The sequence below is a fragment of the Paraburkholderia sp. BL21I4N1 genome (assembly GCF_002973525.1).
Classification (GTDB): Bacteria; Pseudomonadota; Gammaproteobacteria; order Burkholderiales; family Burkholderiaceae; genus Paraburkholderia.
Genome location: NZ_PVEN01000001.1, coordinates 1,315,245 through 1,340,583, shown reverse-complemented (window position 1 = coordinate 1,340,583; position 25,339 = coordinate 1,315,245). Strand labels below are relative to the sequence as shown.

Annotated in this window: 21 protein-coding genes; 10 read left to right on the top strand and 11 right to left on the bottom strand. The window is 64.5% G+C overall.

Annotated features, from left to right (window positions below; genetic code table 11):
- Nucleotides 1-203: 203 nt before the first annotated feature.
- The 4 genes from B0G83_RS05880 to B0G83_RS05865 all read right to left on the bottom strand — a co-directional run bounded on the left by B0G83_RS05880 (nucleotide 204) and on the right by B0G83_RS05865 (nucleotide 5,801).
- Complete coding sequence (locus B0G83_RS05880; protein WP_105506425.1) at nucleotides 204-950, bottom strand: FadR/GntR family transcriptional regulator; 747 nt, start codon at nucleotides 948-950, stop codon at nucleotides 204-206.
- 145 nt (nucleotides 951-1,095) lie between these two features.
- Nucleotides 1,096-2,883 carry a S10 family peptidase gene (locus tag B0G83_RS05875; protein ID WP_105506424.1) on the bottom strand — a complete coding sequence of 596 codons (1,788 nt, stop codon included), beginning with the start codon at nucleotides 2,881-2,883 and terminating at the stop codon, nucleotides 1,096-1,098.
- Nucleotides 2,884-2,931: 48 nt separating this feature from the next.
- Nucleotides 2,932-4,122 carry a pyridoxal phosphate-dependent aminotransferase gene (locus B0G83_RS05870; protein WP_105506423.1) on the bottom strand — a complete coding sequence of 397 codons (1,191 nt, stop codon included), beginning with the start codon at nucleotides 4,120-4,122 and terminating at the stop codon, nucleotides 2,932-2,934.
- Nucleotides 4,123-4,298: 176 nt separating this feature from the next.
- The gene (locus B0G83_RS05865; RefSeq protein WP_105506422.1) at nucleotides 4,299-5,801 is read right to left on the bottom strand and encodes an RNA polymerase factor sigma-54; all 1,503 of its coding nucleotides are present in this window, start codon (nucleotides 5,799-5,801) and stop codon (nucleotides 4,299-4,301) included.
- A gap of 513 nt (nucleotides 5,802-6,314) precedes the next feature.
- Here B0G83_RS05865 and B0G83_RS05860 point away from each other — a divergent pair.
- Nucleotides 6,315-6,653 (top strand): BON domain-containing protein, encoded by a 339-nt coding sequence (locus tag B0G83_RS05860; protein WP_105506421.1) that lies wholly within the window; start codon nucleotides 6,315-6,317, stop codon nucleotides 6,651-6,653.
- A gap of 296 nt (nucleotides 6,654-6,949) precedes the next feature.
- Entirely contained in the window at nucleotides 6,950-8,809 is a 1,860-nt protein-coding gene (ilvD, locus tag B0G83_RS05855; protein ID WP_105506420.1) for a dihydroxy-acid dehydratase, read from the top strand.
- Between the two features lie 194 nt (nucleotides 8,810-9,003).
- Here the strand turns inward: ilvD and B0G83_RS05850 are convergent, their stop codons facing one another.
- Complete coding sequence (locus tag B0G83_RS05850) at nucleotides 9,004-9,456, bottom strand: PA2169 family four-helix-bundle protein (protein WP_105506419.1); 453 nt, start codon at nucleotides 9,454-9,456, stop codon at nucleotides 9,004-9,006.
- A gap of 244 nt (nucleotides 9,457-9,700) precedes the next feature.
- Between B0G83_RS05850 and B0G83_RS05845 the strand changes: the two genes are divergently transcribed.
- Complete coding sequence (locus tag B0G83_RS05845) at nucleotides 9,701-10,066, top strand: hypothetical protein (protein WP_258167724.1); 366 nt, start codon at nucleotides 9,701-9,703, stop codon at nucleotides 10,064-10,066.
- Between the two features lie 111 nt (nucleotides 10,067-10,177).
- Here the strand turns inward: B0G83_RS05845 and B0G83_RS05840 are convergent, their stop codons facing one another.
- From B0G83_RS05840 to B0G83_RS05820, 5 genes are all read right to left on the bottom strand, one after another.
- Entirely contained in the window at nucleotides 10,178-10,759 is a 582-nt protein-coding gene (locus B0G83_RS05840) for a hypothetical protein (protein WP_105506417.1), read from the bottom strand.
- Nucleotides 10,760-10,866: 107 nt separating this feature from the next.
- Nucleotides 10,867-11,211: a DUF1488 domain-containing protein gene (locus B0G83_RS05835; protein ID WP_105506416.1), complete on the bottom strand. Its 345-nt coding sequence runs from the start codon at nucleotides 11,209-11,211 to the stop codon at nucleotides 10,867-10,869.
- The gene (locus B0G83_RS05830) at nucleotides 11,208-11,771 is read right to left on the bottom strand and encodes a DUF4142 domain-containing protein (protein WP_105506415.1); all 564 of its coding nucleotides are present in this window, start codon (nucleotides 11,769-11,771) and stop codon (nucleotides 11,208-11,210) included. Before B0G83_RS05830 ends, B0G83_RS05835 begins: the two co-directional genes overlap by 4 nt.
- A 96-nt stretch (nucleotides 11,772-11,867) precedes the next feature.
- Nucleotides 11,868-12,419 (bottom strand): type 1 glutamine amidotransferase domain-containing protein, encoded by a 552-nt coding sequence (locus tag B0G83_RS05825; protein WP_105506414.1) that lies wholly within the window; start codon nucleotides 12,417-12,419, stop codon nucleotides 11,868-11,870.
- A gap of 105 nt (nucleotides 12,420-12,524) precedes the next feature.
- Complete coding sequence (locus B0G83_RS05820; protein ID WP_105506413.1) at nucleotides 12,525-12,875, bottom strand: chemotaxis protein; 351 nt, start codon at nucleotides 12,873-12,875, stop codon at nucleotides 12,525-12,527.
- Nucleotides 12,876-13,184: 309 nt separating this feature from the next.
- Between B0G83_RS05820 and B0G83_RS05815 the strand changes: the two genes are divergently transcribed.
- Nucleotides 13,185-14,408 (top strand): DNA topoisomerase IB, encoded by a 1,224-nt coding sequence (locus B0G83_RS05815; RefSeq protein ID WP_258167755.1) that lies wholly within the window; start codon nucleotides 13,185-13,187, stop codon nucleotides 14,406-14,408.
- 91 nt (nucleotides 14,409-14,499) lie between these two features.
- Here B0G83_RS05815 and B0G83_RS05810 read toward each other — a convergent pair whose 3' ends face one another.
- Nucleotides 14,500-14,802, bottom strand: coding sequence for a hypothetical protein (locus B0G83_RS05810; RefSeq protein WP_105506411.1), 303 nt, complete (start codon nucleotides 14,800-14,802; stop codon nucleotides 14,500-14,502).
- Nucleotides 14,803-15,026: 224 nt separating this feature from the next.
- On the opposite strand from B0G83_RS05810, the gene B0G83_RS05805 reads away from it, so the two are divergent.
- From B0G83_RS05805 to B0G83_RS05780, 6 genes are all read left to right on the top strand, one after another.
- Nucleotides 15,027-15,554 (top strand): PRC-barrel domain-containing protein, encoded by a 528-nt coding sequence (locus B0G83_RS05805; protein WP_105506410.1) that lies wholly within the window; start codon nucleotides 15,027-15,029, stop codon nucleotides 15,552-15,554.
- 95 nt (nucleotides 15,555-15,649) lie between these two features.
- Nucleotides 15,650-16,057, top strand: coding sequence for a DUF3175 domain-containing protein (locus B0G83_RS05800; RefSeq protein WP_105506409.1), 408 nt, complete (start codon nucleotides 15,650-15,652; stop codon nucleotides 16,055-16,057).
- Between the two features lie 77 nt (nucleotides 16,058-16,134).
- On the top strand, nucleotides 16,135-17,454 hold the full coding sequence (locus tag B0G83_RS05795; protein WP_105506609.1) for a sodium:proton antiporter: 1,320 nt from the start codon (nucleotides 16,135-16,137) through the stop codon (nucleotides 17,452-17,454).
- Between the two features lie 401 nt (nucleotides 17,455-17,855).
- On the top strand, nucleotides 17,856-20,777 hold the full coding sequence (locus B0G83_RS05790) for a bifunctional glycoside hydrolase 114/ polysaccharide deacetylase family protein (protein WP_105506408.1): 2,922 nt from the start codon (nucleotides 17,856-17,858) through the stop codon (nucleotides 20,775-20,777).
- A complete protein-coding gene (locus tag B0G83_RS05785; protein WP_105506407.1) occupies nucleotides 20,752-24,648 on the top strand; it encodes a tetratricopeptide repeat protein in 3,897 nt (1,298 codons plus the stop codon). The genes B0G83_RS05790 and B0G83_RS05785 overlap by 26 nt, the downstream gene beginning before the upstream one ends.
- A 115-nt stretch (nucleotides 24,649-24,763) precedes the next feature.
- A complete protein-coding gene (locus B0G83_RS05780; protein ID WP_105506608.1) occupies nucleotides 24,764-25,279 on the top strand; it encodes a penicillin-binding protein activator LpoB in 516 nt (171 codons plus the stop codon).
- Nucleotides 25,280-25,339 lie beyond the last annotated feature (60 nt).

The window sequence follows — 25,339 nt, the reverse complement described above, 5'->3', positions numbered from 1 at the left end:
AAAATCGGCAGCCGGCGATTCACCTACTGTACTGCGGAATCATGCCGATGAGCCGGACCACGGGTTTTGCCCAATTGGTCAGCGTGGTAATGTTGGTCTGACCACGAAATATAAGGAAGTCGCCGGGCGGTGTCAATCCGCGCATGGGCTTGGGTGGGTATGCTGAGGCGGAAGGCGGCGTGGCCGCCCTACCTCAACGGCAATCAGGAAACGACATTCGCCGTGGGATTCGCGGCGTCGTCCTGATAGATTTCGCGAACGAAGGTCAAATGACGCTCGGCGGCCTTGCGGGCCTTTTGCGCATCGCGCGCCATCACGGCGTCGTAGATCGCCTGATGTTGCGTCATCAACTGCTTTTCCATCGCCTCGTCGTAATCGATCAGCCGATGGTATTGGCGCATGCCCTCGCGAATCAGCGTCAGGATGCCGTGCATCACATGCGCCAACGCGATGTTGTGCGTGGCGTCCGCGATCGCGAGATGAAACGCGGCGTCCAGTTCGGCGAGGTTCACGCGATCTTGCGACAGCGAGCCGGCCTTCAAGGCCTCGAACGCGCCGGTGATCTTTTGCAGATCGGCGGCCGTGGCGCGCTCCGCCGCATACGCCGTGGAAATCGCTTCGAGCCCCTGGCGCAGTTCCAGAATATCGGCACTGGTACGCGGATTCTGCGTAAGCAGTTCGGCCAGCGGCTTGGAGATGATCGGCGCGGTGACGTCCACCACCATGAAGCCGCCCCGCCCCGAGGTTTCAATGTAGCCGTCCGCTTCGAGGCGAATCAGCGCTTCGCGCAGCGAAGGCCGCGATACGCCGAGTTGCGTGGCCAGATCGCGTTCGGCCGGCAAGCGGTCGCCGGGCATCAGCGTGCCGGCCGAGATCAGTTGCTTGATCTGGTCGGACACCACGTCGGAAAGCCGTTTGCGCGTGAAGGACTGGATCGGGCGAAATGGCATGGGCAGCGCTGGAACAGGGGTGAGAACCGGGTTGATGAGGCAGGATTCAACGCACCTGGCGAGCGCGCGAGCGAAGCCTGATGCGAGTGCGTCGAAGCATCGAATTATAGCGGTCCACGGTTTGCCCCGACCTCGCCTTCGCGCCCTACCGCGCCGCAGCCCCCGCGTAAAAGCTCGTCAGATCGCGCTTGAGCGCATGCAAAGCCGCATCGTCGAGATAGATCATGTGACCGGTCGGGTAGTAGGCGAGCCGCACGTTGGCGCGCAGCGGCGCGTCCACGCCGAGATGCGCGAGCGCGTATTCGGTCGCGTAAAACGGTGTGGCGAGGTCGAAATAGCCGTTCAGCGACATGACGCGCAACTGCGGATTCTGCCGCATCGCCTCGGCCAGATCGCCCGCCGCGTAAGGCACCGGCAGATGTTCGCCCCACCATTCGCGATGCTTCCAGTCCCATTGCGTCAACGCTTCGTCGTTGAAGACGCGGTAACGGTCGGTTGGCGTGAAGTGCAGATCTTGCGCAAGATGCTGATGCAACGCGGCGTCGAACGCGCTCGACACGCTGGTCACCGACGCATCGTAATCGGGACGCTCGGACACGCCGTCGAATTCGAGCCCTTCGAAACGCGCGTCGTAACGGCCCACGCTGCGCCCCTGATCGCGCAGCAGTTCACTGCGAAAACGCGACGGATACAAGCGCAACCGGCTGCGCTTCACATAGCCGACGTCGAGCCCGGTGAACTGTGCGATACGCGCCGCGATCGCATCGCGTTCGGCGTCGGGCAGCGCGTCGCCCTGGGCGAGCGCTTGCGCGTACGGTCCGCGAGCGAACGCGCGGGCTTCGTCGAGAAAGGCCGGCAAGCTGGCCGGCTTCGGATTGATCTTGTCGTGATACCACGCAATCGCGGCGAAGCTCGGCAGATAGCTTTCGCTCTGGAAATCGGAGCCCGGCGAAAAGTCGGCGGAATCGAGCACCGACGACATCAGGATCACGCCGTTGAGCCCCATATTGTCCTGCCCCAGCCGATACGCCAGCATCGCGGCGCGCGCGGTGCCGTACGACTCGCCGAGCAGATACTTCGGCGAATTCCAGCGCTGGTTCACCGTCAGATAACGGTCGATGAATTGCGAGAACGCGTCGAGGTCCTTGTCGACGCCCCAGAAGTCCTTGCCCGCGCCATGCCCGACCGTTCGCGAAAAACCCGCGCCCACGGCGTCGATAAAGACCAGATCGGTGCTGGCCAGCAGGCTGTCGGGGTTGTCGTCGAGCACGTACGGCGGGGGCGGCGTGATGGCGGGGCTCGCCGTATGCGCCCGCTTCGGTCCGAACGAGCCCATCATCAGGAACACGCTGCCTGCGCCGGGACCGCCGTTGAACAGGAACGTGAGCGGGCGCGTGCCGGGCGGTTGGCTGGCCACGGTGTACGCCACGTAGAAAACGCTTGCGTTAGCCTGGCCGCTTTTGTCACGCAGCAGCAGATTGCCGGCGGTCGCGGTGTAGTCGAGCTTGCGGCCGTCGAGGCGGATCGTATGCCGGGTGACTGCCGTGGTTTCGGGCGGCACGGGAATCGCGGCGGCTTCGGCTTTCGTCGTATCGCGCGGCGCAGCGGTGAGCGGGCCGCTTCGCGTCGCGGCGGCAGAACGTTGCGGTGCATCGTTGGGCGGCGGATTGCGATTCGCCTGCGCGTCGCCGCCCGGCTGGCTGCTGGCATCGATGCGCCGGTTGGACGCTGGCGCGTGAGCCGAAGGCAAGCCCGGCGCCGAGGCGGCCGTTTCAGCGCTCGCGGCTAAATCGGCCGAGTCATCCGTTTCGGCCGCTGCGTCCGGCTGAACGAACACGCACATCGCAGCCAAACCCAACGCCGCCACGCGAGCCGACCTTGCCATCCGCGCCGCCCCCAAGCCACGCCACGAAAGATCAAAACGAACGCCCATGGTGTCCCCGCTGAAGAATCGCCAGCCGCCGATCCATACCGTGCCGATCTACTCCGCTGCGCGCACAGCCTTCAATCCGCCGACAAACGCCGTGATCCGCTCGCACGCCTCGATCAGTTGCGCTTCATCGACTACAAAACCAAGCCGAACGAAGCCATTCGCCGTATCGCCGAACGCGCTTGCATCGAGCAGCGACACCCCTTTCGCGCGAAACAGCTGCCATGTGAAATCGACCGTGTCGAGACCGGTGCCGCTCACGTCGACCATCATGAACATACCGGCTTCGGGCAGCAGACAGCGCAAACCCGGCACGCCATGCAAGCGCTCGAACACCACGTCGCGGCGACGCCGGTAAATCTCGCGCATTTCAGCGGCAATGTGCGCCTTATGCTGCAAAGCCGTCAACGCGGCCTGCTGAATAAAGCCCGGCAAACCATAGAGCATGGCGAGCGCGAGCCGCCCCCAATGCTCGATCAACTCCGCCGGACCGATCGCCCAGCCGACGCGCCAGCCTGCCATGGCATGCGACTTCGACAGACTGCCGAGCGTCACGGTACGCTCGGCCATGCCGGGCAGCGCGCCAATGCTCACATGCTCGCGTTCGAACGTGAGATCGGCATACACCTCGTCGGACAGCACCCAGAGATCGTGCTCGCAAGCGAGCCGTGCGATGCGTTCGAGATCGGCGCGCGGCATCACGACGCCGGTGGGATTGCACGGCGTGGCGAAGAAGATGGCCCGGGTGCGCGGCGTGATCGCCGCTTCGAGCACGTCGCAGTTGACATGAAAGGCGCGCGCCGCGTCGACTGGTACGGCCACCAGCGTGGCGCCCGCCGCGCGCACGCAGGCTTCGTAGGTCAGATACATCGGCTCGGGAACGATCACTTCGTCGCCGGCTTGCAGCAGGCACAGCGACGCGGCGAAGACGCCGTTCTGCGCGCCCGCGGTGAGGATCACGTTGGCCGCGCCGGTGGCGCAGCCGGTCATGCGCGTGTGTTCTTCGGCGATCGCCACGCGCACCGGTTCGCGGCCGGACACCGCGCTGTAATGCGTGTCGCCGCCGCGCAATGCCTCGACCGCGCGCTCGACGATCGGCGCGGGCGTCGCGAAATCGGGATCGCCCACGCTCAGCACGATGACGTCTTCGCCGTTGGCCAACGCCTGTTGCGCGGTGCGATGAATCTCCCAGGCCGACGTGCGTCTGCCCTGCAAGCGCTCCACCAGATTCGAGTACTTCATTGCGTTCACCCCGTTTTCACTGGACCCGCCAATGTAATGGGGCAAACACCAAACGTCCAGATACGAAGAAGCGCCACGCGAACGGATAGTTCGCCTGGCGCTTCTTCGTTGATATCGGTTCAGCGCGGTCTTCGCGCGGAACGCGCGCGCCGCAAACCGGCGACGCTGAAGCCGGCTTAAACCTGGCGACGCAATTCCGCCGGCGGCACCTTCATCAGATGCCGGTACTTCGCCACCGTGCGACGCGCCACCAGCACGCCCTGATCCGCGAGCATTTTGGCGAGCGAGACGTCCGACAGCGGATCGCGGGTGTTCTCCGCCGCGATCATTTCCTTGAGCAGCGCGCGCACCGCGGCGGCCGAACAGGTGCCACCGCTTTCCGTACCGAGTTCGCGCGGGAAGAAATGCTTGAATTCGAAAATACCGCGCGGGGTAGCCATATATTTGTTGCCCGTAGCACGCGAAATCGTCGACTCGTGCAGGCCGAGTTCGTCGGCCACGTCACGCAGCACCATCGGCTTCAACGCGATTTCGCCGTACTGGAAGAACGCTTTCTGATGCGCGACGATGCATTCCGCCACGCGCTGAATCGTATCGAAACGCTGCTGCGCATTACGGATCAGCCAGCGCGCTTCCTGCAACTGTTGCGCGAGCGGCGAACGGCTGGCGCCGGCCGACTGCGCGAACAGCTCCGCGTACATGCGGTGAATGCGAGCGCGCGGCTGCACGGCGGGATTGATCGCCACCGCCCACTTGTTGCGCACCTGACGCACGATCACGTCCGGCACCACGTAGTTGTCTTCGGTACGGCCGTAGCAATTGCCCGGCTTCGGGTCGAGCTTGCGCACCAGCGCGCAGGCCACCCGCAATTCATCGGCGCTGCAGCCGATCTGCTTCTGCAACTCGGCCTGCTCGCGCCGCGCGAGACGTTCCAGATGATGGTCGACGATCTGTCGCGCCACCTCACGTCCCGGCGTGTCGGACGGCAACGCGTTCACCTGCAGCGACAGACACTCCGACAGCGAACGCGCGCCCAAACCCGGACGATCGAGCGATTGCACGAGACGCAGCGCCACTAGTAATTCGTCTTCGGTCAGTTCCGGTTCGAGATCGACGCTGTCGGCGAGATCCGCAAGCTCCTGGCGCAGATAGCCGTCGTCGTCGAGCGCTTCGATAATGAAACGGGCCACCGCGCGATCGCGATCGTCGAGGCGATACAGCCGCAATGCATCGTGCAGTTGCTCGCGCAGCGTGGGTTGCGAACGCGCCCATTCGGCGGGATCGCTGCCGTCGGAGTCGCCATTTTGACGGGACGAGCTACGGCTGCCGTAGTCGCCGGAGAATTCGCCGCCGAAGTCACCGGCGTCGCCGGGCATGTCGTCCTGACCCGAGCTTTCCATCGAGTCGGCGCTGGACGCCTCGGCAGGCATGGCGTCGGGTTCGGCCGTGGCGACGGTATCGGTGGAGGGCAGCGCGCCGGCTTCGTCGCCCGGTGAAGTGGTTGCCAGCGCAACGTCTTCCGTCTCCGACGAGTCGTACTCGAGGAACGGATTGGTGTCGAGCGCGGTGCGCAACTCCTGTTGAAACTCGAGAGACGACAACTGCAACAGACGCACCGATTGCTGAAGACGCGGCGTGAGTGCGAGAGACTGCCTTGTGCGTAGTTCGATGGAAGGCATTGTAGTGAGGTCCCGTTAATAGCCGAAAGATGGTTCGTGACCTCTCATAGAGCAACTGTCGTACCAGCTCGCGCAACACGCTGTTTTTTATATGGTTTGGGTTTTCAGGCCCGCCAATTGCGCAGGCGCCGCGCGGCCTTTTTTACAAGCACCCGGCAAATTCCGGACCGTATCGGCGCAGCCCGCGCGGCGCCGCGTCGCGCGGCCGTTGCGACCGATTTGTCAGGCGAAATAGCCGCCCGGTAAAGGTCTTGCCGCTTCCTAGACCGATACGGCCAGATCCAGGCACACCCCTTGCGGATGAGCACTATGTGGACGGACGCCGGTCTTTGCAGCGGCAGCAAACGCGGCAACGCAGCGAAACCGCAGGCAAACACCCTCGTCCGGTGTCGATAACGGGCCGTGACGGAACCGTAGCGGCAACGACCCCACGCGAGTCATCGGCGGCTTCGGCCGCGATCGTTCGCAGGCAACAAGACCGCCATTTTCATCAACACCCGAAGGAGAAACCATATGAAGACGATCCAATTTCTCAAGGCAGCAGGTAGCATTGCTTGTGTCGCATTCGCACTGAACGCCACGGCGCAGACCAGCGCCTCGGCGCCGTCGGCCGCGTCGGAAACCATCGGCCAGCACGTCGACGACGGCACCATCACCACCAAGGCCAAGGCCGATCTGCTCGCGGCCAAGAACGTCAAGTCGACCCATATTCACGTGAAGACCCGCAAGGGCGTGGTGTGGCTCACGGGCACGGTGCCTTCGTCCGACGACAAGGCAGCGGCCGGCGAAGTGGTCGAAGCCGTCAAGGGCGTGTCGAGCGTGAAGAACCATCTGAAGATCGCCGCCGAATAAGGTCGGGCAAGCCAACAGGCGGGCGCCGGTTAGCGCCGGTTTCCGTCCTGCGGTGCTTCAGCGGAACAGGAAAAAGCCGTTCGCACTACGCGAACGGCTTTTTTCATGGCGCGCGGTTTTTGCGGTGCGTTCGGCCCGCACGCCCTGGAACCCTTGCGCCGCACGCCTTTCGACCGGTATGGGATAATCACGAAGTTTGCCCGAAGCGCGGCTCAAAAGGTTGTTCGCACGGGCGCGTGAGGGGCCTTTACTCCCGTGGCCCGCTACCCTATCCGCGTTACTTTTCAACCACCACAATGCCCGCATACCGTTCCAAAACCTCCACCGCCGGCCGCAACATGGCAGGGGCACGCTCGCTGTGGCGCGCCACCGGCATGAAAGACGAAGACTTTTCCAAGCCGATTATCGCGGTGGTCAATTCGTTCACCCAGTTCGTCCCCGGCCACGTCCACCTGAAAGACCTGGGCCAGCTCGTCGCGCGCGAAATCGAAGCCGCGGGTGGCGTCGCCAAGGAATTCAACACCATTGCCGTGGACGACGGCATTGCCATGGGCCACGACGGCATGCTGTATTCGCTGCCCAGCCGCGACATCATCGCGGACTCGGTCGAATACATGGTCAACGCGCACTGCGCCGACGCGATGGTCTGCATCTCGAACTGCGACAAGATCACCCCAGGCATGCTGATGGCCGCCATGCGGCTGAACATTCCGGTGATCTTCGTCTCCGGCGGCCCGATGGAAGCCGGCAAAACGCGCCTCGCGAACCCGAAAACCGGCACCATCGAGTTCAAGAAGCTCGATCTGGTGGACGCCATGGTGATCGCCGCGGACCCGAGCTATTCCGACGCCGACGTCGCCGAAGTGGAACGCTCCGCCTGCCCGACCTGCGGTTCGTGCTCGGGCATGTTCACGGCCAATTCGATGAACTGCCTGACCGAAGCGCTCGGTCTGTCGTTGCCGGGTAACGGCACGGTAGTCGCCACCCATGCCGATCGTGAGCAGTTGTTCAAGCGCGCCGGCCGCCGCGTGGTGGAACTGGCACGCCAGTACTACGAAGAGGAAAACGCGTCGATCCTGCCGCGCGCCGTGGGCTTCAAGGCGTTCGAAAACGCCATGACGCTCGACATCGCCATGGGCGGCTCGACCAACACGATCCTGCACCTGCTGGCCATTGCCCGCGAAGCGGAGATCGACTTCACGATGACCGACATCGACCGCCTGTCGCGCATCGTGCCGCAGTTGTGCAAGGTCGCGCCGAACACCAACAAGTACCACATCGAAGACGTGCATCGCGCGGGCGGCATCATGGCGATCCTGGGCGAGCTGGATCGTGCCGGCAAACTGCACACCGACGTGCCCACCGTACACACCGCCACGCTGAAAGACGCGCTGGACCAGTGGGATATCGTCCGTACGCAAGATGAAGCCGTGCGCACTTTCTACATGGCAGGACCCGCCGGCATCCCGACGCAGGTCGCGTTCAGTCAGAACACGCGTTGGCCGAGCCTGGATCTCGATCGTGCCGAAGGTTGCATCCGTTCGTACGAACACGCGTTCTCGAAAGAAGGCGGCCTGGGCGTGCTGACCGGCAACATCGCACTCGACGGTTGCGTGGTGAAGACCGCGGGCGTCGACGAGAGCATTCACGTGTTCGAGGGCACGGCCCATGTCACCGAATCGCAGGACGAAGCGGTCGAGGACATTCTCAACGACAAGGTCAAGGCCGGCGACGTGGTGATCGTGCGCTACGAAGGCCCCAAGGGCGGCCCCGGCATGCAGGAAATGCTTTATCCGACGAGCTATATCAAGTCGAAGGGTCTGGGCAAGGCTTGCGCGCTGCTGACCGACGGCCGCTTCTCGGGCGGTACGTCAGGTCTGTCGATCGGCCACTGCTCGCCTGAGGCGGCAGCCGGCGGTGCGATCGGGCTGGTGCGTAACGGCGACAGGATCCGCATCGACATTCCGAATCGCACGATCAACGTGCTGCTGTCCGACGAGGAACTCGCGCGTCGTCGCGAAGAGCAGAACGCGAAGGGTTGGAAGCCTGCGAATCCGCGTCCGCGCAAGGTATCCGCGGCGCTGAAGGCGTATGCCAAGCTGGTGATGTCGGCCGATAAAGGCGCGGTGCGCGATCTGTCGCTGCTGGACGACTGATCTCGCGGCGGGCTGCGTGCCCGCTCGTGTCGAAGCCGCTCCATGGAGCGGCTTTTTTTATGGACGCGGCGCGCATCGCCGTGCGCCACGCTTGAAGCACAACGGCCTGGCACTTTTACAAGCACCAGGCCGCCGAACTGCTCATGCTACTGCTTCATGCCGCCGCTAACACATGCCGGCAGAAGCCCCCGCTATCACCGCTTCGCAGCCGCATACTGATCGCGCAGGTCACGCACGCGGTCATGGTTCTGCAGCACGCCCTGATACTGCCGCTCGACGATCGCGCGTACGTCCACCGGCAAATCCTTTTCGAGCGCATCGTGATAGTGCTTCTTCGCGACGTCTTCGCCCTTTTCACAATCGGCGAGGATGTCGTGGTCGCTGCGGTCCGTCACGGCCGACTTCAAGTCGACCCAGCCGCGATGCAACGCGCCGCTCATGCTGCCGCCCGTATCGGGCTTGCCGCCCAACGCCTGCACGGCATCCTGCAACTCGCGCGCGCCACGCGTGCAGTCTTCGGCACGCGACAGAAACATCGTCTTCAGTTGCGCGTCGTGTGCGTCTTCAGCTGCTTTGCGAAAGCCCTTCTCGCCGTCCTTCGACGTTTCGACCAGATCGTTCAGTACGGAAATAACGTTCGTAGCCATGCAATACCTCCAGGGGTTTCGTTGATCGTGGAATCCGTCGGCGGGCAAGTGCGACCCGCCAACAGCCTTCGATCACCTATTCGCATGACGCGTGCCCGGCCTGCAAACGCGAAAGATCAGCGGAATCAGCGCGAAGGAGACGACCGCGAGACCGCCGTGGCCGGGCCAATCTTGCCAACGCACGTAAATGTTGCGCGCAGTAGCCGCCACGCATGCGCTACGCGCCTTGCTGCATGGTGCTTTCGTGAATGGCACGGCGGTTGCTTTATCTGCTGCGCCCGCACGCCGCCGACAACGCAAAACACCTGGCGACCCGTGCGAAGGAATTCAGAACAACAGGCAGGCAAAAACGACAGGGAGTGTCACCATGAAAATCAGACGCGCGGAATATCTGGTTGCCATTGCAATCGTCACCTCCGCCACCGTGATGCAGGTTCGCGAACATCTCCTGCAAAACGAAACGTCGCCGGCAGGCGTGCAAAACATGTCGACGTCCTGCGGCGCGATGCACGAAGGTCTGGTGCCCGCCGGCTGCGAAGCGACCAGCGACCAAAGTCGGGGGGATCGTGCGCCGGCAGCGCCGCATGACGCGCCGCGAATCTGGGTGTGAATGCAAGGGTTTAATCTGAACTCAGCCCATGCAAAACGGCCCGACAGTAGTCGGGCCGTTTGCTATTCAAGACGACCGGAATAAACCCGGCAACATCTCACGCCAGCGGTCTCAGGCGTGTCTTTCCGTGTACTCGTTCAAGGGCTCCGGCTGCTTCAACGGATCGAAATCCGCCCAACGTCCCTGCTGCCAGCGGCCGGTTGCGCGCTCGACCGCCGCGCCGCCCGCTTCGCGCAGCACACGCGCGGCGTCGAACTGATTGTCCGGCGACACATGGACCGCGACGAGCACGCCCGAGTCGCGCGTTTCCTCGTGAAACGGCGAGCGGTGCCCCGGCGTCCCACCGCCCCGCGTCCGCATCATGGCGCCGGCCAGCGAGCCGATATAAGCGCCGACGCCGGCCGCAATCAGCGACACCAGAATCGGCGCCGAGAACGCCGCGAAAATACCGACGCCCACCACCGCGCCCGCCGCCGCACCGATCGTGACGCCGAGCCCCGCGCCCTTCGGCGCCTCCCTTGCGCTGGCGTCCGTGGCGGTATCGCCGCCAATCGGATAGCGCGCGTGCTGGCCGCGCGGATTGACGAAAAACAGCGTGACGTCTTCTTCGACGAAACCTGCGTTGAAGAGTTTTTGCGCCGCGTTTTCAGCGGACGGAAAAGTCGTGAAACGTGCTGCGACGATGAGTGACATAAGGCCTCCTTGCATCGTTGATTGACGTCCGCGAACTGCGCGGCCACGCCTTGCTGCGCCGCAAGACGCCCAGACAGGCGCCCGGCCGGCACGCGACAGCGTGGGCGCTACGCCGTGGCGCCACGGTCCGGTTCCATGCCTTCCACTCTGAACAGTCCGCTATGCAACACTACGCCTTCGCCGGCATTCAGGTCGAGCGCTTCCGCGCAAACCGAACGGATGCGATGGCGGCCTTTGTCGAACGCGGACATCAGCGCGGATTCGAGCGCGGAATCGGCGCCGAAATGATCTTCCAGCGCTTCGGCGGTAATCGCGCACGACACCGCTTCGCCGTCCACGCGCGCCATGAAGCGCACCATCAGATTGGCGCCGTCGAAAGCCGGCTCGTCGTCGGAAAAAGTGATCTGCATAAGAGAGTCCTCATAGGCCGGACGCGGCAGGATCGCGTTCATGACGAACCCTTCAAGGCACCGGCGAGTTGCTGCGCCATCGCGAGATGATGTTTGATGGTCGGCAACGCGTGCGCGGCAGCCGCTTTCAGCTGCGAGTCCGTGCCGCTCTGCGCTTCCTGCTGGAACAGATCGACCGCGCGTTGATGCGCTTCCAGCCCGATCTGCTCGACGTACGCCTGATCGAACGCGTTACCCTTGAGCGATTGAAGCTTGCCGACCAACGCGGCATCCGCGGACGGTGTCGTCGTGAAGCCCTTCTTCGCGACCAGCGCCGCCATGCCGTGCGAGAGTTTCGTGTGATCGACGATCATCTGCTGCGCGAATTTCTTCACATGCGGATCGCTGGCATTCTTCAACGCGATCTTGCTCGCGGCGATTTCGGTCGCATCGGCTTGCGACGCGTCCTGCACGAACTGCTGGTCAGCCGGCGAGAGTTGGGTGCCGCTCACCGGCGCATCGCTGGCCGGGGCGTCGCTGGCTTGCGCGTACACCGCGCCGATCGACGCCACGCCTAGCCCCAGCGCGGTCGTCATCACTTGTAGGGAATACCGGAGTTTCATGCATTTTCTCCCTGGTCGACGGGTTCACCGACGCGCAGCGCTGCCACGCGGCGCCACCGGTTTCGTGAGCCGGCGCGCCGCGTCGATCGCTCGCGCTTAAGCCGCCTTGCGCCTGGATAGTTGCGCAATCAGCGTTTTATTGAATGCGGGAAGATCGTCGGGTTTGCGGCTCGTAATCAGGTTGCCGTCCTCGACGACCTCCTGGTCGACCCACGTTCCGCCCGCATTGCGAATATCGTCCTGCAAGCTCGGCCAGCTCGTCACCGTGCGGCCCTTGATGATCCCCGCCGACACCGGCAGCCAGGCGCCGTGGCAGATCACCGCGATCGGTTTCTTCGCGCTGTCGGCGGCTTTGACGAAGGCTTGCGCCTGCGGCAGCAGACGGATCGCGTCGCCGTTCACCACCCCGCCCGGCAGCACCACGGCGTCGTAGTCGGACGCGGTGACTCTGTCGAAGGTGGTGTCGACGTCGACTGCTTCGCCCTTGTCGACGTGTTTGAAGCCCTGAATCTTGCCGGGCTTCGACGAAATGACGTGCACGGTGGCGCCCGCATCGGCGAGCGCGCGCTTCGGCTCGATCAGTTCCGCCTGTTCGAATCCGTCCATGGCGAGGACCGCGATCTTGCAGCCATTCAGCGTGTTGCTCATTCGTGTTCTCCTTCAGTTGCCTGCCGGGACCGGGCGCATTACACGGCGCGGTCCCTTCGTTGTGGGGACATCAGCAAAAGGTGTGCCTATGTCGGTATCCGCGTATCAAAGTCCGTGCGGATCGTCGTCGAGGCCGTCGTCGTCGCGAGCCAACGGGTCGATCGGATCGATCACGCGGTCCGGTTCGATATCGCGGTCCGGGGTGAGCGTCGAGTCGCCGTCGGCCGCGGCGCGCTCGCCGGTGCCCGCGCGATCCGTATCGCTGCCGAGTTCGCTGTCGCCGGTTTCGAGCGCGTGGTTGTCCAGTTCCGAATCGACGTCGAACGCATGGCGCTTCGCGCCGGCGACGTCGCTGCCACTGTCGGACGAATCGCTCGGACCGAGCGCGCCGGTCGTGCCGGACGTCTCTTTAACGACCTGTTGCGGCGCTTCATCGGGGTTTAGCGTGCTGCTCATGGTGTGCTCCTTCGAGGGTTGATGTCGGGGTTGATGTCGGGGTTGATGTCGGTAGTGAAGTTGCGCAAGGACCGTTCCGCTCGCGTTTTCGCAGTACGTCGCGGCATGCGCTGGGCACTCCCTTTGCTTGATGCGCAGACATCGGTGATTTAGCGCCCCATCCGCGCCCCAAGCTTGAAACTTCTACCTGCGACCATGACCGACACGCCCATTCCGAACCCACGCCGCACAGAACGTCGCGGCGATAGCGCAGCATCAGGCGCGAGGCAAAGCGCGAATCAAGGCGCGACGCCGGCCGCGCCGCCGTCCATGCCGCCAGGCCTGCGCCACGCCGACGATTCCAAACCCGGCTACACCCGCAAGCGCGATAAAGACGGTTTCACCTACTTCGACGTGGCCGGCAAGCGTATCGACGACGACGAGCAGATCCAGCGCATCAACGCACTGGCGATTCCCCCAGCGTATGAAGACGTGTGGATTTGCCCTGACGCGCGCGGCCATATCCAGGCGACCGGCCGTGACGCGCGCGGCCGCAAGCAGTACCGCTACCACCCGCGCTGGCGCGAGACGCGCGACGCCGACAAATACGAGCGCATGGCTGAGTTCGGCCGCGCGCTGCCGAAGATCCGCGCTCGCGTGGCGCGCGATCTGAAACTGCCGGGTATGCCGTGCGACAAGGTGATCGCCGCGATCGTGCAGTTGTTGGACACGACGCTGATCCGCATCGGCAGTGTCGAATACGCGCGCGATAACCAGTCGTACGGTTTGACGACGCTGCGCAAGAAGCATTTGAAAATCGAAGCCGGGCAATTGCGTTTCAGGTTTCGCGGCAAAAGCGGCATCGAGCACGACGTCACGGTGAACAATCCGCGCATCAAGCGGATCGTGCGACGCTGCGCCGAATTGCCGGGCCACGACCTGTTCCAGTATCTCGATGACGACGGCTCGCGCCGCACGATCGGTTCGGCCGATATCAACGACTACCTGCGTCGTGCGAGCGGGGCGGATTTCACCGCCAAGGACTATCGAACGTGGGCCGGCAGTGTCTACGCGCTGGCCGCGTTACGGCGGCTGATCTGCGGCAGCGCGGCCGAAGCGCGCCGTCATCTCGTGGCGACCGTCAAGGACGTGGCGGTTTTGTTGCGCAATACGCCCGCGGTGTGCCGGCGTTGCTACATTCATCCGGCGGTGATCGGCGCGTTTGAAGCGGACGAGCTGCAGACGCTGCCGCCGGGTCAGACGCGGCGTGGTTTGCGGGTGGATGAAGTCGCGTTTGCCGCGTTGCTCGCGCATGCGGAGAAACGTGCGGCGAGGTTGGCGCGTCAGGCCGGCGCGAAGGGTCGCAAGACGCGCGAGGCGGCAGTCGCGGATAGCGTCGACGATACGCTGACGAGTTTGCTGAAGAAGTCGCGCGTGGTGCGCAAAGAGATCGCGGCGCAGGCGAATAGCAAAGCGGGTGGACGGACTTCATCACGGGCGACGCGAGCCGGTGGAACAACCCGGGCGCGCGAGGTAAAGCAAGCCGCGCATTGAGCGCTGACGGTCGCGGCGGCGCGGCCACCAGCAGCGCGATTCGATCCGCGCCACACAATGGCGCGGATCAACGGGTCAAGCAATTAGCCGCTCACTGCCCTTTCGTATCGCTGCTCGCATCGGCGCCCGGACTATTGGTCGAATCGGTCATCGGCTTCTTGCTCTTGGTCTTTTTGGCGGTGTGATTCATCTTTGTCGATCCGGAACTCATCGCTCCGCCCGACGCCGGCTGATTCCCCGCCGTGGGCGCCGCCGTCGCCGCGCCGTGTGCGTTACCCGACCCGCCGGTCCCACCGCCACCGCCACCGTTGCCATTGCCGCCGCCCGACTGCGCGAACGCCGCGCCCGACATCGCGACGAGTGCCGAAACGACTAATGCCTTTGCGTATTTCATTGAGATCTCCCTGAGTGAGTGTGCGAACTGCGCAGCGGTTGCCGCGTCACCTCGACGGCATGCGCGCCGTTGCCCAAGCGAGCCGCAAGGGCCATGCCTCACCAGGCGCTTTTTAAAACGCGAGTCAACGCGACCTCACGCGGCACCCGCAAGCAACCGTAACGAAACCGAGGAACGCCGGTTGCTGCACCTTGCGTACATCCAACCAGTGGAGGAGTCACATCATGCTCAACCAGACACAGACGCAAGCCGGCATGAGCCAGGGCCAGGGCGCCCGCATCGTCGGCAAGGGCAGCGCAACCGCGGACGGTCCCGGTCCGGACGTGATGGCCGCGGCCACTCTCGACGGCAACAAGGTGCTCAGCAGCGACGGCGAAGACATCGGCAAAATCAAGGACATCATGCTCGACGTTGGCTCGGGCCGCGTGGCGTATGCGGTGCTGTCGAGCGGCGGTTTCCTCGGCATCGGCGACAAACTGATGGCGATTCCATGGCATGCATTGACGCTCGATACCGAGCAGAAGTGCTTCACGCTCAACATGACCGCCGAGCGCGTGAAGAACGCGCCGGGATTCGACAAGGATCACTGGCCGGCCATGGCGGACCAGACCTGGGCCACCTCCGTGCATCAGTACTACGGCAGCGAACCCTATTGGGGCCGCGGTGCGTACGATACACGCGACGACCTCGGCGTCGGCGATATTCCGGCGGGATCGTCGGATGCGCCCGAGGCGGGCGGGCTGAAGCTTTAAAGGCCACACCCGGCCGGATGCGCCGGCCTGCCGTGCTTGCGGCGGCCGCCGCGTTTCACTTCGCTGCAGCTACACATTGATCAGGAACAGAAACCATGGCCACCCGAAAAGCCAGCAGCAAATCGAAGCGCCCGGTCGCGCGTGGCAAATCGGGCCGGCCACCGCGTCAGCGGCATGCCCAAGCCCACGCGGCGCATCGCGCGAAAGCATCGACCGGTTCCGCCAGCAGTACTCAGAAATGGTCGCACCACGTGATGGAAACCAGCGACGCGATGGATATCGAGCACGATATTTTCAAAACCGGTAGTGCCGAAACCATCGCGCACTCGCTTAAGCAATCCTCCGCGCGGAGTCGTCGCCGTAAAGGCACGCCGTTTCAGTCGGCCATGTCGATGCTGAATTTCTATATCAATCGCGCGGGCAAGAACCTGCCCAAAACACGGCGCGCCACACTGCAACAAGCCAAGCGCAAGTTGCGCGAAGCATTCGGACGCGAGCCCTAGCGCAACGCGTCCGGCCTCGCGCCCTCCTCAACCGGTCACGCAAGCGCCACCCGCATGCCGGCCTTCACCGGATGCTCATGCACGAAACACTGTGGTTTCTCATCGTCGGCGCCGTGCTCGTTTTCATGGGCGTGGCGGCGACAACCCTGCGGCGACTGCCCGTCAGCGCCGCGATGTTTTACCTGCTGACGGGCTACCTGCTCGGGCCGCCCGGCTTCGACCTGTTGCGCCTCGATATGGCCGCCGACGCGCACGTGCTGCGCGTCGTCACCGAAATCGCGCTGCTCGTCTCGCTGTTCGCCATCGGTCTGCGGCTGCGGCTCGGCGTATTCGACAAACTCTGGACCGTGCCGCTGCGGTTGGGCTTCGTCGCGATGCTGGCGACCATTCCGCTGCTCACGCTATTCGGCGTCTACGTTCTGCAATTAGCCTGGGGGCCGGCCTTGCTGCTCGCCGCGATCCTCGCGCCGACCGATCCCGTACTCGCGCACGACGTGCAGGTCCACAACCCCGGCGATCACGACCTGTTGCGCTTCGCGCTCTCCGGCGAAGGCGGCCTGAACGACGGCATTGCCCTGCCCTTCGCGGCGCTCGGCCTCGCGGTCTGCGCCGCGCCGGCGGGGCACGCGGCCGGCTTGCTGAATCTCGCGCTCCTCGCCGGCATGGTGTGGGGCGTGGCGGGCGCGATCCTGATCGGCGGCGGGCTAGGCTGGGCGACCACGCATGCGGTTGCCTGGTTGCGCACACGTCACGCGCAGGCCTTGGGACTGGAAGGCTTTTTCGCGTTAGGTCTGATCGTGTTGTCGTTCGGCGCCGCGCAACTCGCGAACACGTACGGATTCCTCGCGGTGTTCGCGGCGGGCGTCGCGATGCGCCGCGTCGAGCATCGCGCGAGCGGCGGTATCTCGCCGCGCCAGGCGATCGGCACGGTCGATTCCGAAGACGTCGACGCCACCGCCGCGCATCCCGACAAAGCACACGCCTATATGACGGAGTCGGTGCTCGGCTTTACGATCGAACTCGAACGCATTGCCGAAGTGGCCGTCATGGCGATGGTCGGCAACGTGCTCGCCAACTTGCCGGGGCCGCTCTTCACGTGGCAGACGGTGGCGCTATGCGCCGCGTTGTTTGCGATCGTGCGGCCGGTTGCGGTCGAACTCTCGCTGCTCGGTTCGAGCGCGACACCCACGCAACGGCGTTTGATGAGCTGGTTCGGCATTCGCGGCATCGGCTCCTTTTACTACCTTGCGTACACGCTCGAAAACGGCGCCCCCGCCGACGTCACGCGCCTCGTGCCGCTAACGCTCGCGGTGATTGCAGCGTCTGTCGTGATTCATGGTGTATCGGCTACGCCGTTGATGAACTGGTATCACCGCTTGCGCAGCCGGGAAAGCTGAAAGCGGATAAGCGGATCACGCCGGATACCGAAGCGAAGCCATACCGGCCGCGATGCAAACGGCATGCAACGCATGCCGGCAAAGCCTCTGCCGATCACACCGCGTTTCAAACAAATCGTGGAAACATCCACGCATAATTTGAATACCGATGCGCTATGCATTTTTTGAAAATAATTACCGCCAATAGGTATTGGACGAAAGCAAAAAACCCAGAATCGAGTCTAGTCGCTTTAAGCATTCTTAACTAAGATAGCCGCTAACTCATTGCCGAGAGCGCGACGACATCGATGCGAAAGTACCGGGTCACTTTTGCCGTCCCAGGCGAATGCCACGTATAAATGACGCATCGTGGCTCGCGTTACTCGCCCAGGGTTTGGCTTCGGCCGGCAGCACGTGAGCCGATGTCCGCGCGGTGTGAACGCGCGGCATGGCGCTTCGTGCGGGTTGCGTCGCGGTTCGCGTTACCTGCGCTCCTAACGGTTTTGGTCTGGCTGCATGGCGCCGTCGCCAACGCCGCGACGGAGTCCGGCAATGCGATAGACCCAGGCGCGCCGGCGTCGCAGACGTTATCCGCTGCGGCGGCGCCTTCCGGCGCAAGCCCGCGCCAGCCTTCATTCGCGCTGTACTACGGCAAGAATCCGCCCGTCGAGTTGCTGTCCGCTTACGACGCCGCCGTGGTCGAACCCGACAGCGGTTTCAACCCACTGGCGCACGCGCTACCGCACACCACCTGGTTCGCTTACGCGAGCGTCGGCGAAGTGCTGCCTTCGCGCAGCTACTACGCGGCGCTGCCCAAAGCCTGGCTCGCGGGTCACAACGAGGCATGGGCCTCGCGCGTGGTCGATCAGAGTCAGCCGGGCTGGCCCGCCTGGTATGTCGAGCACGTCATTACGCCGCTCTGGAATCAGGGTTATCGCGGCTTTTTCCTCGACACGCTCGATTCATGGCAACTGGTAGCCAAAACGGAATCCGATCGCGCCGCTCAACAAGCCGGATTGGTGGCGGTAATCCGCGCCATCAAACAGCGCTATCCCAATGCGAAATTGATTCTGAATCGCGGCTTCGAAATTCTGCCGCACATTCACGATCTCGCTTATGCGGTCGCATTCGAGTCTTTATATCGCGGCTGGAATCAGGCGCAGCAACGCTATACGGAAGTCCCGCAAGCCGATCGCGACTGGCTGCTGGGCGAGGCGAAGACGATTCGCGAGCAATATCATCTGCCGGCGATTTCGATCGACTATTGCCCGCCCTCCGATCGCGCCTGCGCGCAAGACGCCGTCGACAAAATCCGCGCGCAAGGTATCGTGCCGTATGTGACAGACGGCGGGCTCGTCACCATGGGCGCGAGCGCGGTCGAGCCGCTGCGCCGGCGCATTCTCGTGATCCAGGACCCGCCGGCGCGCACCGATCTGAACGTGTCGCCCGGCGTGCGCTTTCTCGCCATGCCGCTGAACTATCTGGGCTACTGGATCGACTACGCCGACGCGCGCGAGCCGTTGCCGCAAGGCGATCTGCGCGACCGCTATGCCGGCATCGTGCTGTGGATGAACAACGACGTGCCGCGCGCCACCGAATATCGCGCGTGGCTCTCCGCGCAAGTCGACGCGGGCTTGCCGATCGCGGTGTTCACGTCGTTTGGCGCGCAACTCGATCCGGCGCTCGCGCAGAAGCTCGACTTGCAGGTGGTGCCGGGCCAGCCGTCGAAAGGCAAACTCGAGGTCGAATCGTTCGATCCGAAGCTGATGGGTTTTGAAATGAAGCCGCGCCCGGACCCGCACGACTACACCGCGGTGCGCGTCGGCCCGCATAGCCGCTCGCTGCTGAGGCTGCGCTCGGGCAACTTCGTGATCGACGGCGCGGCGCTCACGCCGTGGGGCGGCTACGCAATGCGGCCGTTCGGCGTGTTCGATCTCGGCGCGGTCAATCAGGCGCGCTGGGTCGCGCAGCCAATCGCTTTTCTGCAAGCCGCGTTGCGTTTGCCCGCCGACATGCCGGTGCCCGACACCACCACGGAGAATGGCCGCCGTCTGCTGATGTCGCATATCGACGGCGACGGTTTCGCGTCGCGCGCGGAATTCAGCGACCACGGCACGCCGAACACCGACGCGTCGCCGCAGTATTCCGGCGACGTGCTGTTCCGGCTACTGCGCGACTCGGGCATGCCGACCACGGTCTCGCTGATCGAAGGCGAAGTCAGCGACGACGGACCATACAAGGCTTTCGCCGCGCATTTGCGCCTGCTTGGCCGGCGCATTTTCGAACTACCGAATGTCGAGGTCGCGACCCATACTTACACGCATCCGTTGCAATGGATGCGCGTCACCGGCCTCGGCATCTCGAACGACAAGGACGTGCCGACCGAAGGCGGCAGCCAGACCAACAGCACCGGTCTGTCGATCGACATTCCCGGCTACCGCTTCAACATCGACCGCGAGATCGGCGGGTCGATCGGCTACATCGACAAACAGATCACGCCGCTCACGAAGCCGGTGCGCATGGTGCTGTGGAGCGGCGACTGCCAGGTGCCCGCGCCGGTGCTGAAGGCAGCGTATGAAGCGGGTGTGCTGAACATGAACGGCGGCGACACGCTGATTACAAAGAGCTATCCGAGCTGGACCGCGATCGCGCCTCTCGGCGTGATGAAAGACGGCTACTTCCAGGTGTTCGCGCCGAACCAGAACGAAGAGTTGTACACCGATCTGTGGCATGGACCGTACTACGGCTTCACGCGCGTGCTCGAAACCTTCGCGATGACGGACCAGCCGCTCCGCTTCAAACCGATGGACATTTACTACCACATGTTCTCCGGCACCAAGTTCGCGTCCGTGCAGGCGTTGCAGCAGATTTTCGACACCGTGTTGCGGCAACCGGTGAATCCGGTGTTTTCCTCCGAATACGCGCGCAAGGTGCTGGATTTTCTCGACATGAGCATTGCACGCGACGGCGCACGCTGGGTGGTGCGCGACGGCGGTCAATTGCGCACCGTGCGGCTGCCGCCCGGAAAAGTGCCGGACATGGCGAGCGCGACGGGCGTGGCCGGTTATCTGCCCGGTCCGGGCGGCACCTATGTGCATCTCACCGGCGGCGAAGCGAGCTTCACGGTGATCGATGCGGCCAGCGCGCGACGCGTGCCGTATCTCGCCGACGCGAACGGCCGCATCGACCATTTCGAACGCACGTCGGGCGGTTTCTCGTTCGATCTGCGCGCGCGGATCGCGCCACAGTGGCGCCTCGCAAATGCGGGCGCCTGCCGCGTGAGCCACCGACCTCTTTCCAACAACGCCCACCAATTGCATGTCGACGTCGCCTGCGACACCTGAACGGCAGCGGCTGTTTTCGCCGGCCGTGATCCTCGTGCTCGGCGCGCTCACCGCGCTGATGCTGGTGCTCGCCTATCCGCGCGACAAGCTGGAGCCGCGGCTGCTGCGCGGCACTAACGCGGACGGTTTGACGATCGCTTATCTGGAAGCGTGGCTGCGGATCGATCCCGACAACACGGACGTGCTGTCCGAACTGACGCGCGAGTATCTGAAGGGACAGCGGATTGCCGAGGCGTCGCGTGTGCTCAACCGCTTGCAGCAGTCGCACGATCCGGCCGCAAGGCAAGGTGCGCTGGCGATTCGCGTGTCGATCGCGCAGCAGCGGCTATACGCGCTGAAGGCCGACGATCCCGCGCGAGCCGCGCGACTGCGCGAACTGGACGCCCTGCTGCGAGAAGCCGCCGCGTACACCTGGGACAACGAGCAGCTTGCGTTGCTGGCGCGTCAGGCGCGCGGCCTGAACGACAGCGAACTCGCGGCGCGTTACTACCGTCAATTGATCCAGCGCGATCCCGCGCATGCGAGCGGCTGGCTGGTCGACCTCGCACAGACCGAACTCGGCAACGGCCGCTATGCGGCGGCGGCGAACGCGTGGTTCGAGGCGCAACAGCACGCCAGCGAGCTGGACCAGCGCCGCGCGCGATTTATCGCGGGCGTGAAGGCGCTGCAGGCGGGCAACGACCCGCTCGCGGCGATTCAGGCGGCGAATGCCCATCTCGGCGACCTCGCCGACGATCCCGCTACGTTGCGCTATCTCGCCAATCTGGCGCTCGCAGCCGGCCGGCCCGATCTGGCCGAGCGGTATGTGAAGCGGCTGCTCAAGATGTCGGCGGTGCCACCGCGCGGGATGCGATTGGCTGCGTTGGCCGACACCGCGTCTGTCGACTATCGCAATGCCCGAGGCGTCTGGTTACGCGCCGCGTGGTATCGGCCGGTGCGTCGAGCGCGGGGTTGGCAACACGCGAACGCACCCATCGACCAGCGCGGCAGATTCATCAGAATTGCCACGACAGCGACCGCCGCCGCCCCAACGCCCCCCAGCCCTCCCGCCGAATCCGACCATGAACTCGCGTACCGCGTGTTCCTCGCCAACGGCGACGTCGCCAACGCCCAGCGCATCGCCCAGGCGGCGCTCGACACAGACCCGCAATCCGCGTTGTGGCGCGGCCGTCTCGCGCAGGTGGCGGAATGGAATCATCAACCGCAGGTGGCGCTGCGCAATTACCTCGCGCAGGCGCAAGCCAACGGCGACGCCAACGCCTGGCAGCAGGTCGCGCGCCTCGCTCCCGGCTTGAACGACAACGCCGCCGTGCTGGCCGTCACGTTGCATCAATCGGAACAACAGCCGGACAATCTGAAGCTGATCGACGCCGTGGTGTTCTCCTACGAACAACTCGCCGACCCGGACAGCGCGCTGCGCTTTCTGCAGGCGCGCATGCACGGCGCGCAACGCCGCGCGGTGATGGAACGTTACGCGCTGATCGCCGAGCGCAAGGGCGACGACGATCTCGCGCTGCGCACGTGGCGCGACCTCGAACGCGAGTTCGGCCCAAACAGCGCCTACGGCCTGAAAATCGCCACCCTGCTTTACACGCGTACCCAGTTCGACGCCGCGCTCGCCGCGATGAACGAGGCCAAGCCCGCCGCGCCGAATACCGACGGCGACTTCTGGCGCTTCTACGCGCTGCTTGCCAACACGGTCCAGCATCCGCACGAGGCGAACCAGGGCTATCGCGCGTTGATCGCCGGCGGCAAAGCCGACGCCGACGACTACGAAGCGATGACCGGTTTCTACAACGATTCGCCGCTCGACGCCGGCCGTCTCGCCGAATACGCCTACCGCCATGGCGGGCCACCGCGCGCGCTATCGCAGGCGCTTTACAACTATCAGCGCGCCCGGGCCTGGGGCCGGATTCGCGCATTGCTTGCGTCGCTCTCTCCCGAGGAACGCAGCGCCGCCGAACAGTCGGCCACCTTCCTGCTGGCGCGCGCCGAATACGAACGGCAAACCGGCTCGGTGGAAGACGCCGAACGCGATATCAAACGCGCCGCGAGACTCGCGCCCGACAACACCGAAGCACGCGCCGCCTATCTGTGGATGCTGACCGATCGCGGCACCGACGCCGAGTTGCGCAATGCCATGCGCAACGATGCCGGCGACGCCGAAAACGATCCGCAACTGTGGGCGCCCTACGCGGCCGCGTCGATGCGTCTCGGCGACGGCCGCACCGCGCTGCACTATCTGCACAAACAGTCCGCGCAGGCCGCGCAGAGTCCACTGTGGCGGCTGACCTATGCTGACGCGCTGGAACTGAACAGCCGCATCGACGAGGCGTGGCAATTACGCCGCGGCGTCTGGCTCGAACTGGCGCGGCACCGCCGCGATCCGGCGCAGGCGAGCGCGCTGCCTGCCGCCGAGCAGGACGATTTGCGCGGCCGCTACGTCGCGCTGACCACGCTGTTCGACAACGGCGACCGCTCGCGCGCCGTGCTGATCGAGATGCTGCGCGCGGACCAGGCGAGTCAGACGGACGCGCAATCGGCGCAGACCTCCGAACTCGGCGACATCGGCCTGCTGCCGCCCGCGCAACAGGACGCGATCCGCAAGGAGCGGCGCGTTTATACGGCCATTGCGCGCGAGGCGGCGATTTCCTGGGCCCAGGCACAGGACGCGTCCGACATGGAACGCGCGTGGCTGGAAAAGCAATACATTCAACGCAGCACACGGCCGGTGTACGCCGAGGCCCAACTGGCGATCAACGAGGGCGACGTCAACGAATTGTCGCACCTGCTCGACACCTTGCCCGATCTGATTCCCCGGCAAAACAAGGTCGATGCGCAAACGCTGACCGGCCGCAACGCCGACGCGCAAACCACCGCGTTCGAGTCGCTCACGAGCCTGCCCAACGACAGCGTGATGCACGGCCAGCTGCACGACCGGCTGCTCAGCAACGCGCAGGCGGTCGCGCCGTCGGTCCGTTACAGCGATCAGGGGCCGTTGCGCTTCAGCGAGGAATCGATCACGGGCGGCGTGCGGCTGACGCCGTCGCAGGCGTTGCAATTGCGTTACCGGCAGCGCGACCAGAGCACCGACGCCGCATCGCTGCCCAACGCGCCGAATCACGACCGTTTGCTCGAAGGCGTCTACTCGCACAAGGGGCAATACGACGAAGAACACGTGATCGTCGGCCGCCGCGAAGCGTTGAAGGACTTCGTGACCGCGCGTGTGGAAGGCACCTACGCGGTGAACCCGAAACTCACGCTCACCTATGCGGCCGGCTACAACCAGTCCGCGACCGAAACCACGCAACTGACCGTGGCCGGGGTGAAGGACGTCGCGTCGCTCGGCTTCAACTACCGGCTCGATTCGCACTGGTTCGGCGGCGGCCGTTACGAGTACGACCGCTTTCATGGTCAGGACCGTTCGTCGCTCGGCGACGGCCATCTGGTCGAGCTGAACGCCGGCTACAAGATCAAGGCCGACTATCCCGACTACACGATCCGCGCGGTGTTCTCGCACGGTCAGTACAGCGCCAACGGCACGCCGGGCGCGGCGTTGCAGAACCTGCTGCCGGCCGGCACCGCGTTCAACGCGCAGGCCTTCATGCCGCAGACCTTCACGCAGGGCGGCCTGCTGTTTTCCTTCGGCGACGACCTGCCGGAGAACTACTCGAAAGGCTGGCGGCCGATGTTTTCCGCCGGTCCGCTGCGCGACTCGCGCGCGGGCTGGTCGGGCCAGGTGATGGCCGGCCTCGTGGGGAGTCTGTTCGGCGGCGATCAGGTGCTGATCTACGGCTTGTATCAGGGGGCGTCGTCGAATCACTCGACCTCCGTGAAGGAAATCGGCGCGCGGTATCAGTGGCTGTACTAGAACACGTCGGCAAGTTGCGGCTTGCGCGGCGAATCGAATCAAGCCTGTCTGACTGGAGAGCAAGATGGACCAAGCAAAACAAGCTCAAACGAAGCGGCCGCGCGTGCGCACCGCGATGCTGTCGATCGTGCTCGGCGCTGCGCTCGGTGCAAGCCTTGCAGGTTGCTCGGTGATCGATCGCAGCACCGCGCCGGCATTCTCGAAGAGCGACACGTGGGTGATCCTGCCGATCGCCAACAACACCGAGACGCCGCAAGCCGGCCAGCGAGCCGCATCGATCGCGCAAAGCCTGCTGAGTGCGTATGGCTACGCGAATTTGACGCGCTATCCGGCCAGCGCCGACGACGAAACGCTATTCGATCCGGCCAAGCCGGACGCGCAGCAGAACGCGCTGAACTGGGCGCGTCAGCAGAATGCGCGCTATGCGCTGAGCGGCGCCGTCAACGAGTGGCGCTACAAGGTCGGTGTGGATGGCGAGCCGGCGGTCGGCATCACGCTCGACGTGCTCGACGTGCAAAGCGGCAAGGTCGTCTGGACCGGCACCGGCAGCCGCACCGGCTGGAGCCGCGACGCGGTGTCGGGCGTGGCGCAGAAGCTCGAGCGCGAGTTGCTGAGCCCGCTGGCGCGCTGAGCCGGGATCATGCCGACGCGTCCGCCCTTATGTCAGCGTTCGCGGGGTTCACGGCGAACC

What these genes read in the sequence shown, in the direction of transcription:
- B0G83_RS05880 (WP_105506425.1), bottom strand. Translation starts at nt 950, where the DNA reads ATGCCATTTCGCCCGATCCAGTCCTTCACGCGCAAACGGCTTTCCGAC.
- B0G83_RS05875 (WP_105506424.1), bottom strand. Translation starts at nt 2,883, where the DNA reads ATGGGCGTTCGTTTTGATCTTTCGTGGCGTGGCTTGGGGGCGGCGCGG.
- B0G83_RS05870 (WP_105506423.1), bottom strand. Translation starts at nt 4,122, where the DNA reads ATGAAGTACTCGAATCTGGTGGAGCGCTTGCAGGGCAGACGCACGTCG.
- B0G83_RS05865 (WP_105506422.1), bottom strand. Translation starts at nt 5,801, where the DNA reads ATGCCTTCCATCGAACTACGCACAAGGCAGTCTCTCGCACTCACGCCG.
- B0G83_RS05860 (WP_105506421.1), top strand. Translation starts at nt 6,315, where the DNA reads ATGAAGACGATCCAATTTCTCAAGGCAGCAGGTAGCATTGCTTGTGTC.
- ilvD (WP_105506420.1), top strand. Translation starts at nt 6,950, where the DNA reads ATGCCCGCATACCGTTCCAAAACCTCCACCGCCGGCCGCAACATGGCA.
- B0G83_RS05850 (WP_105506419.1), bottom strand. Translation starts at nt 9,456, where the DNA reads ATGGCTACGAACGTTATTTCCGTACTGAACGATCTGGTCGAAACGTCG.
- B0G83_RS05840 (WP_105506417.1), bottom strand. Translation starts at nt 10,759, where the DNA reads ATGTCACTCATCGTCGCAGCACGTTTCACGACTTTTCCGTCCGCTGAA.
- B0G83_RS05835 (WP_105506416.1), bottom strand. Translation starts at nt 11,211, where the DNA reads ATGAACGCGATCCTGCCGCGTCCGGCCTATGAGGACTCTCTTATGCAG.
- B0G83_RS05830 (WP_105506415.1), bottom strand. Translation starts at nt 11,771, where the DNA reads ATGAAACTCCGGTATTCCCTACAAGTGATGACGACCGCGCTGGGGCTA.
- B0G83_RS05825 (WP_105506414.1), bottom strand. Translation starts at nt 12,419, where the DNA reads ATGAGCAACACGCTGAATGGCTGCAAGATCGCGGTCCTCGCCATGGAC.
- B0G83_RS05820 (WP_105506413.1), bottom strand. Translation starts at nt 12,875, where the DNA reads ATGAGCAGCACGCTAAACCCCGATGAAGCGCCGCAACAGGTCGTTAAA.
- B0G83_RS05815 (WP_258167755.1), top strand. Translation starts at nt 13,185, where the DNA reads ATGCCGCCAGGCCTGCGCCACGCCGACGATTCCAAACCCGGCTACACC.
- B0G83_RS05810 (WP_105506411.1), bottom strand. Translation starts at nt 14,802, where the DNA reads ATGAAATACGCAAAGGCATTAGTCGTTTCGGCACTCGTCGCGATGTCG.
- B0G83_RS05805 (WP_105506410.1), top strand. Translation starts at nt 15,027, where the DNA reads ATGCTCAACCAGACACAGACGCAAGCCGGCATGAGCCAGGGCCAGGGC.
- B0G83_RS05800 (WP_105506409.1), top strand. Translation starts at nt 15,650, where the DNA reads ATGGCCACCCGAAAAGCCAGCAGCAAATCGAAGCGCCCGGTCGCGCGT.
- B0G83_RS05795 (WP_105506609.1), top strand. Translation starts at nt 16,135, where the DNA reads ATGCACGAAACACTGTGGTTTCTCATCGTCGGCGCCGTGCTCGTTTTC.
- B0G83_RS05790 (WP_105506408.1), top strand. Translation starts at nt 17,856, where the DNA reads ATGTCCGCGCGGTGTGAACGCGCGGCATGGCGCTTCGTGCGGGTTGCG.
- B0G83_RS05785 (WP_105506407.1), top strand. Translation starts at nt 20,752, where the DNA reads ATGTCGACGTCGCCTGCGACACCTGAACGGCAGCGGCTGTTTTCGCCG.
- B0G83_RS05780 (WP_105506608.1), top strand. Translation starts at nt 24,764, where the DNA reads ATGCTGTCGATCGTGCTCGGCGCTGCGCTCGGTGCAAGCCTTGCAGGT.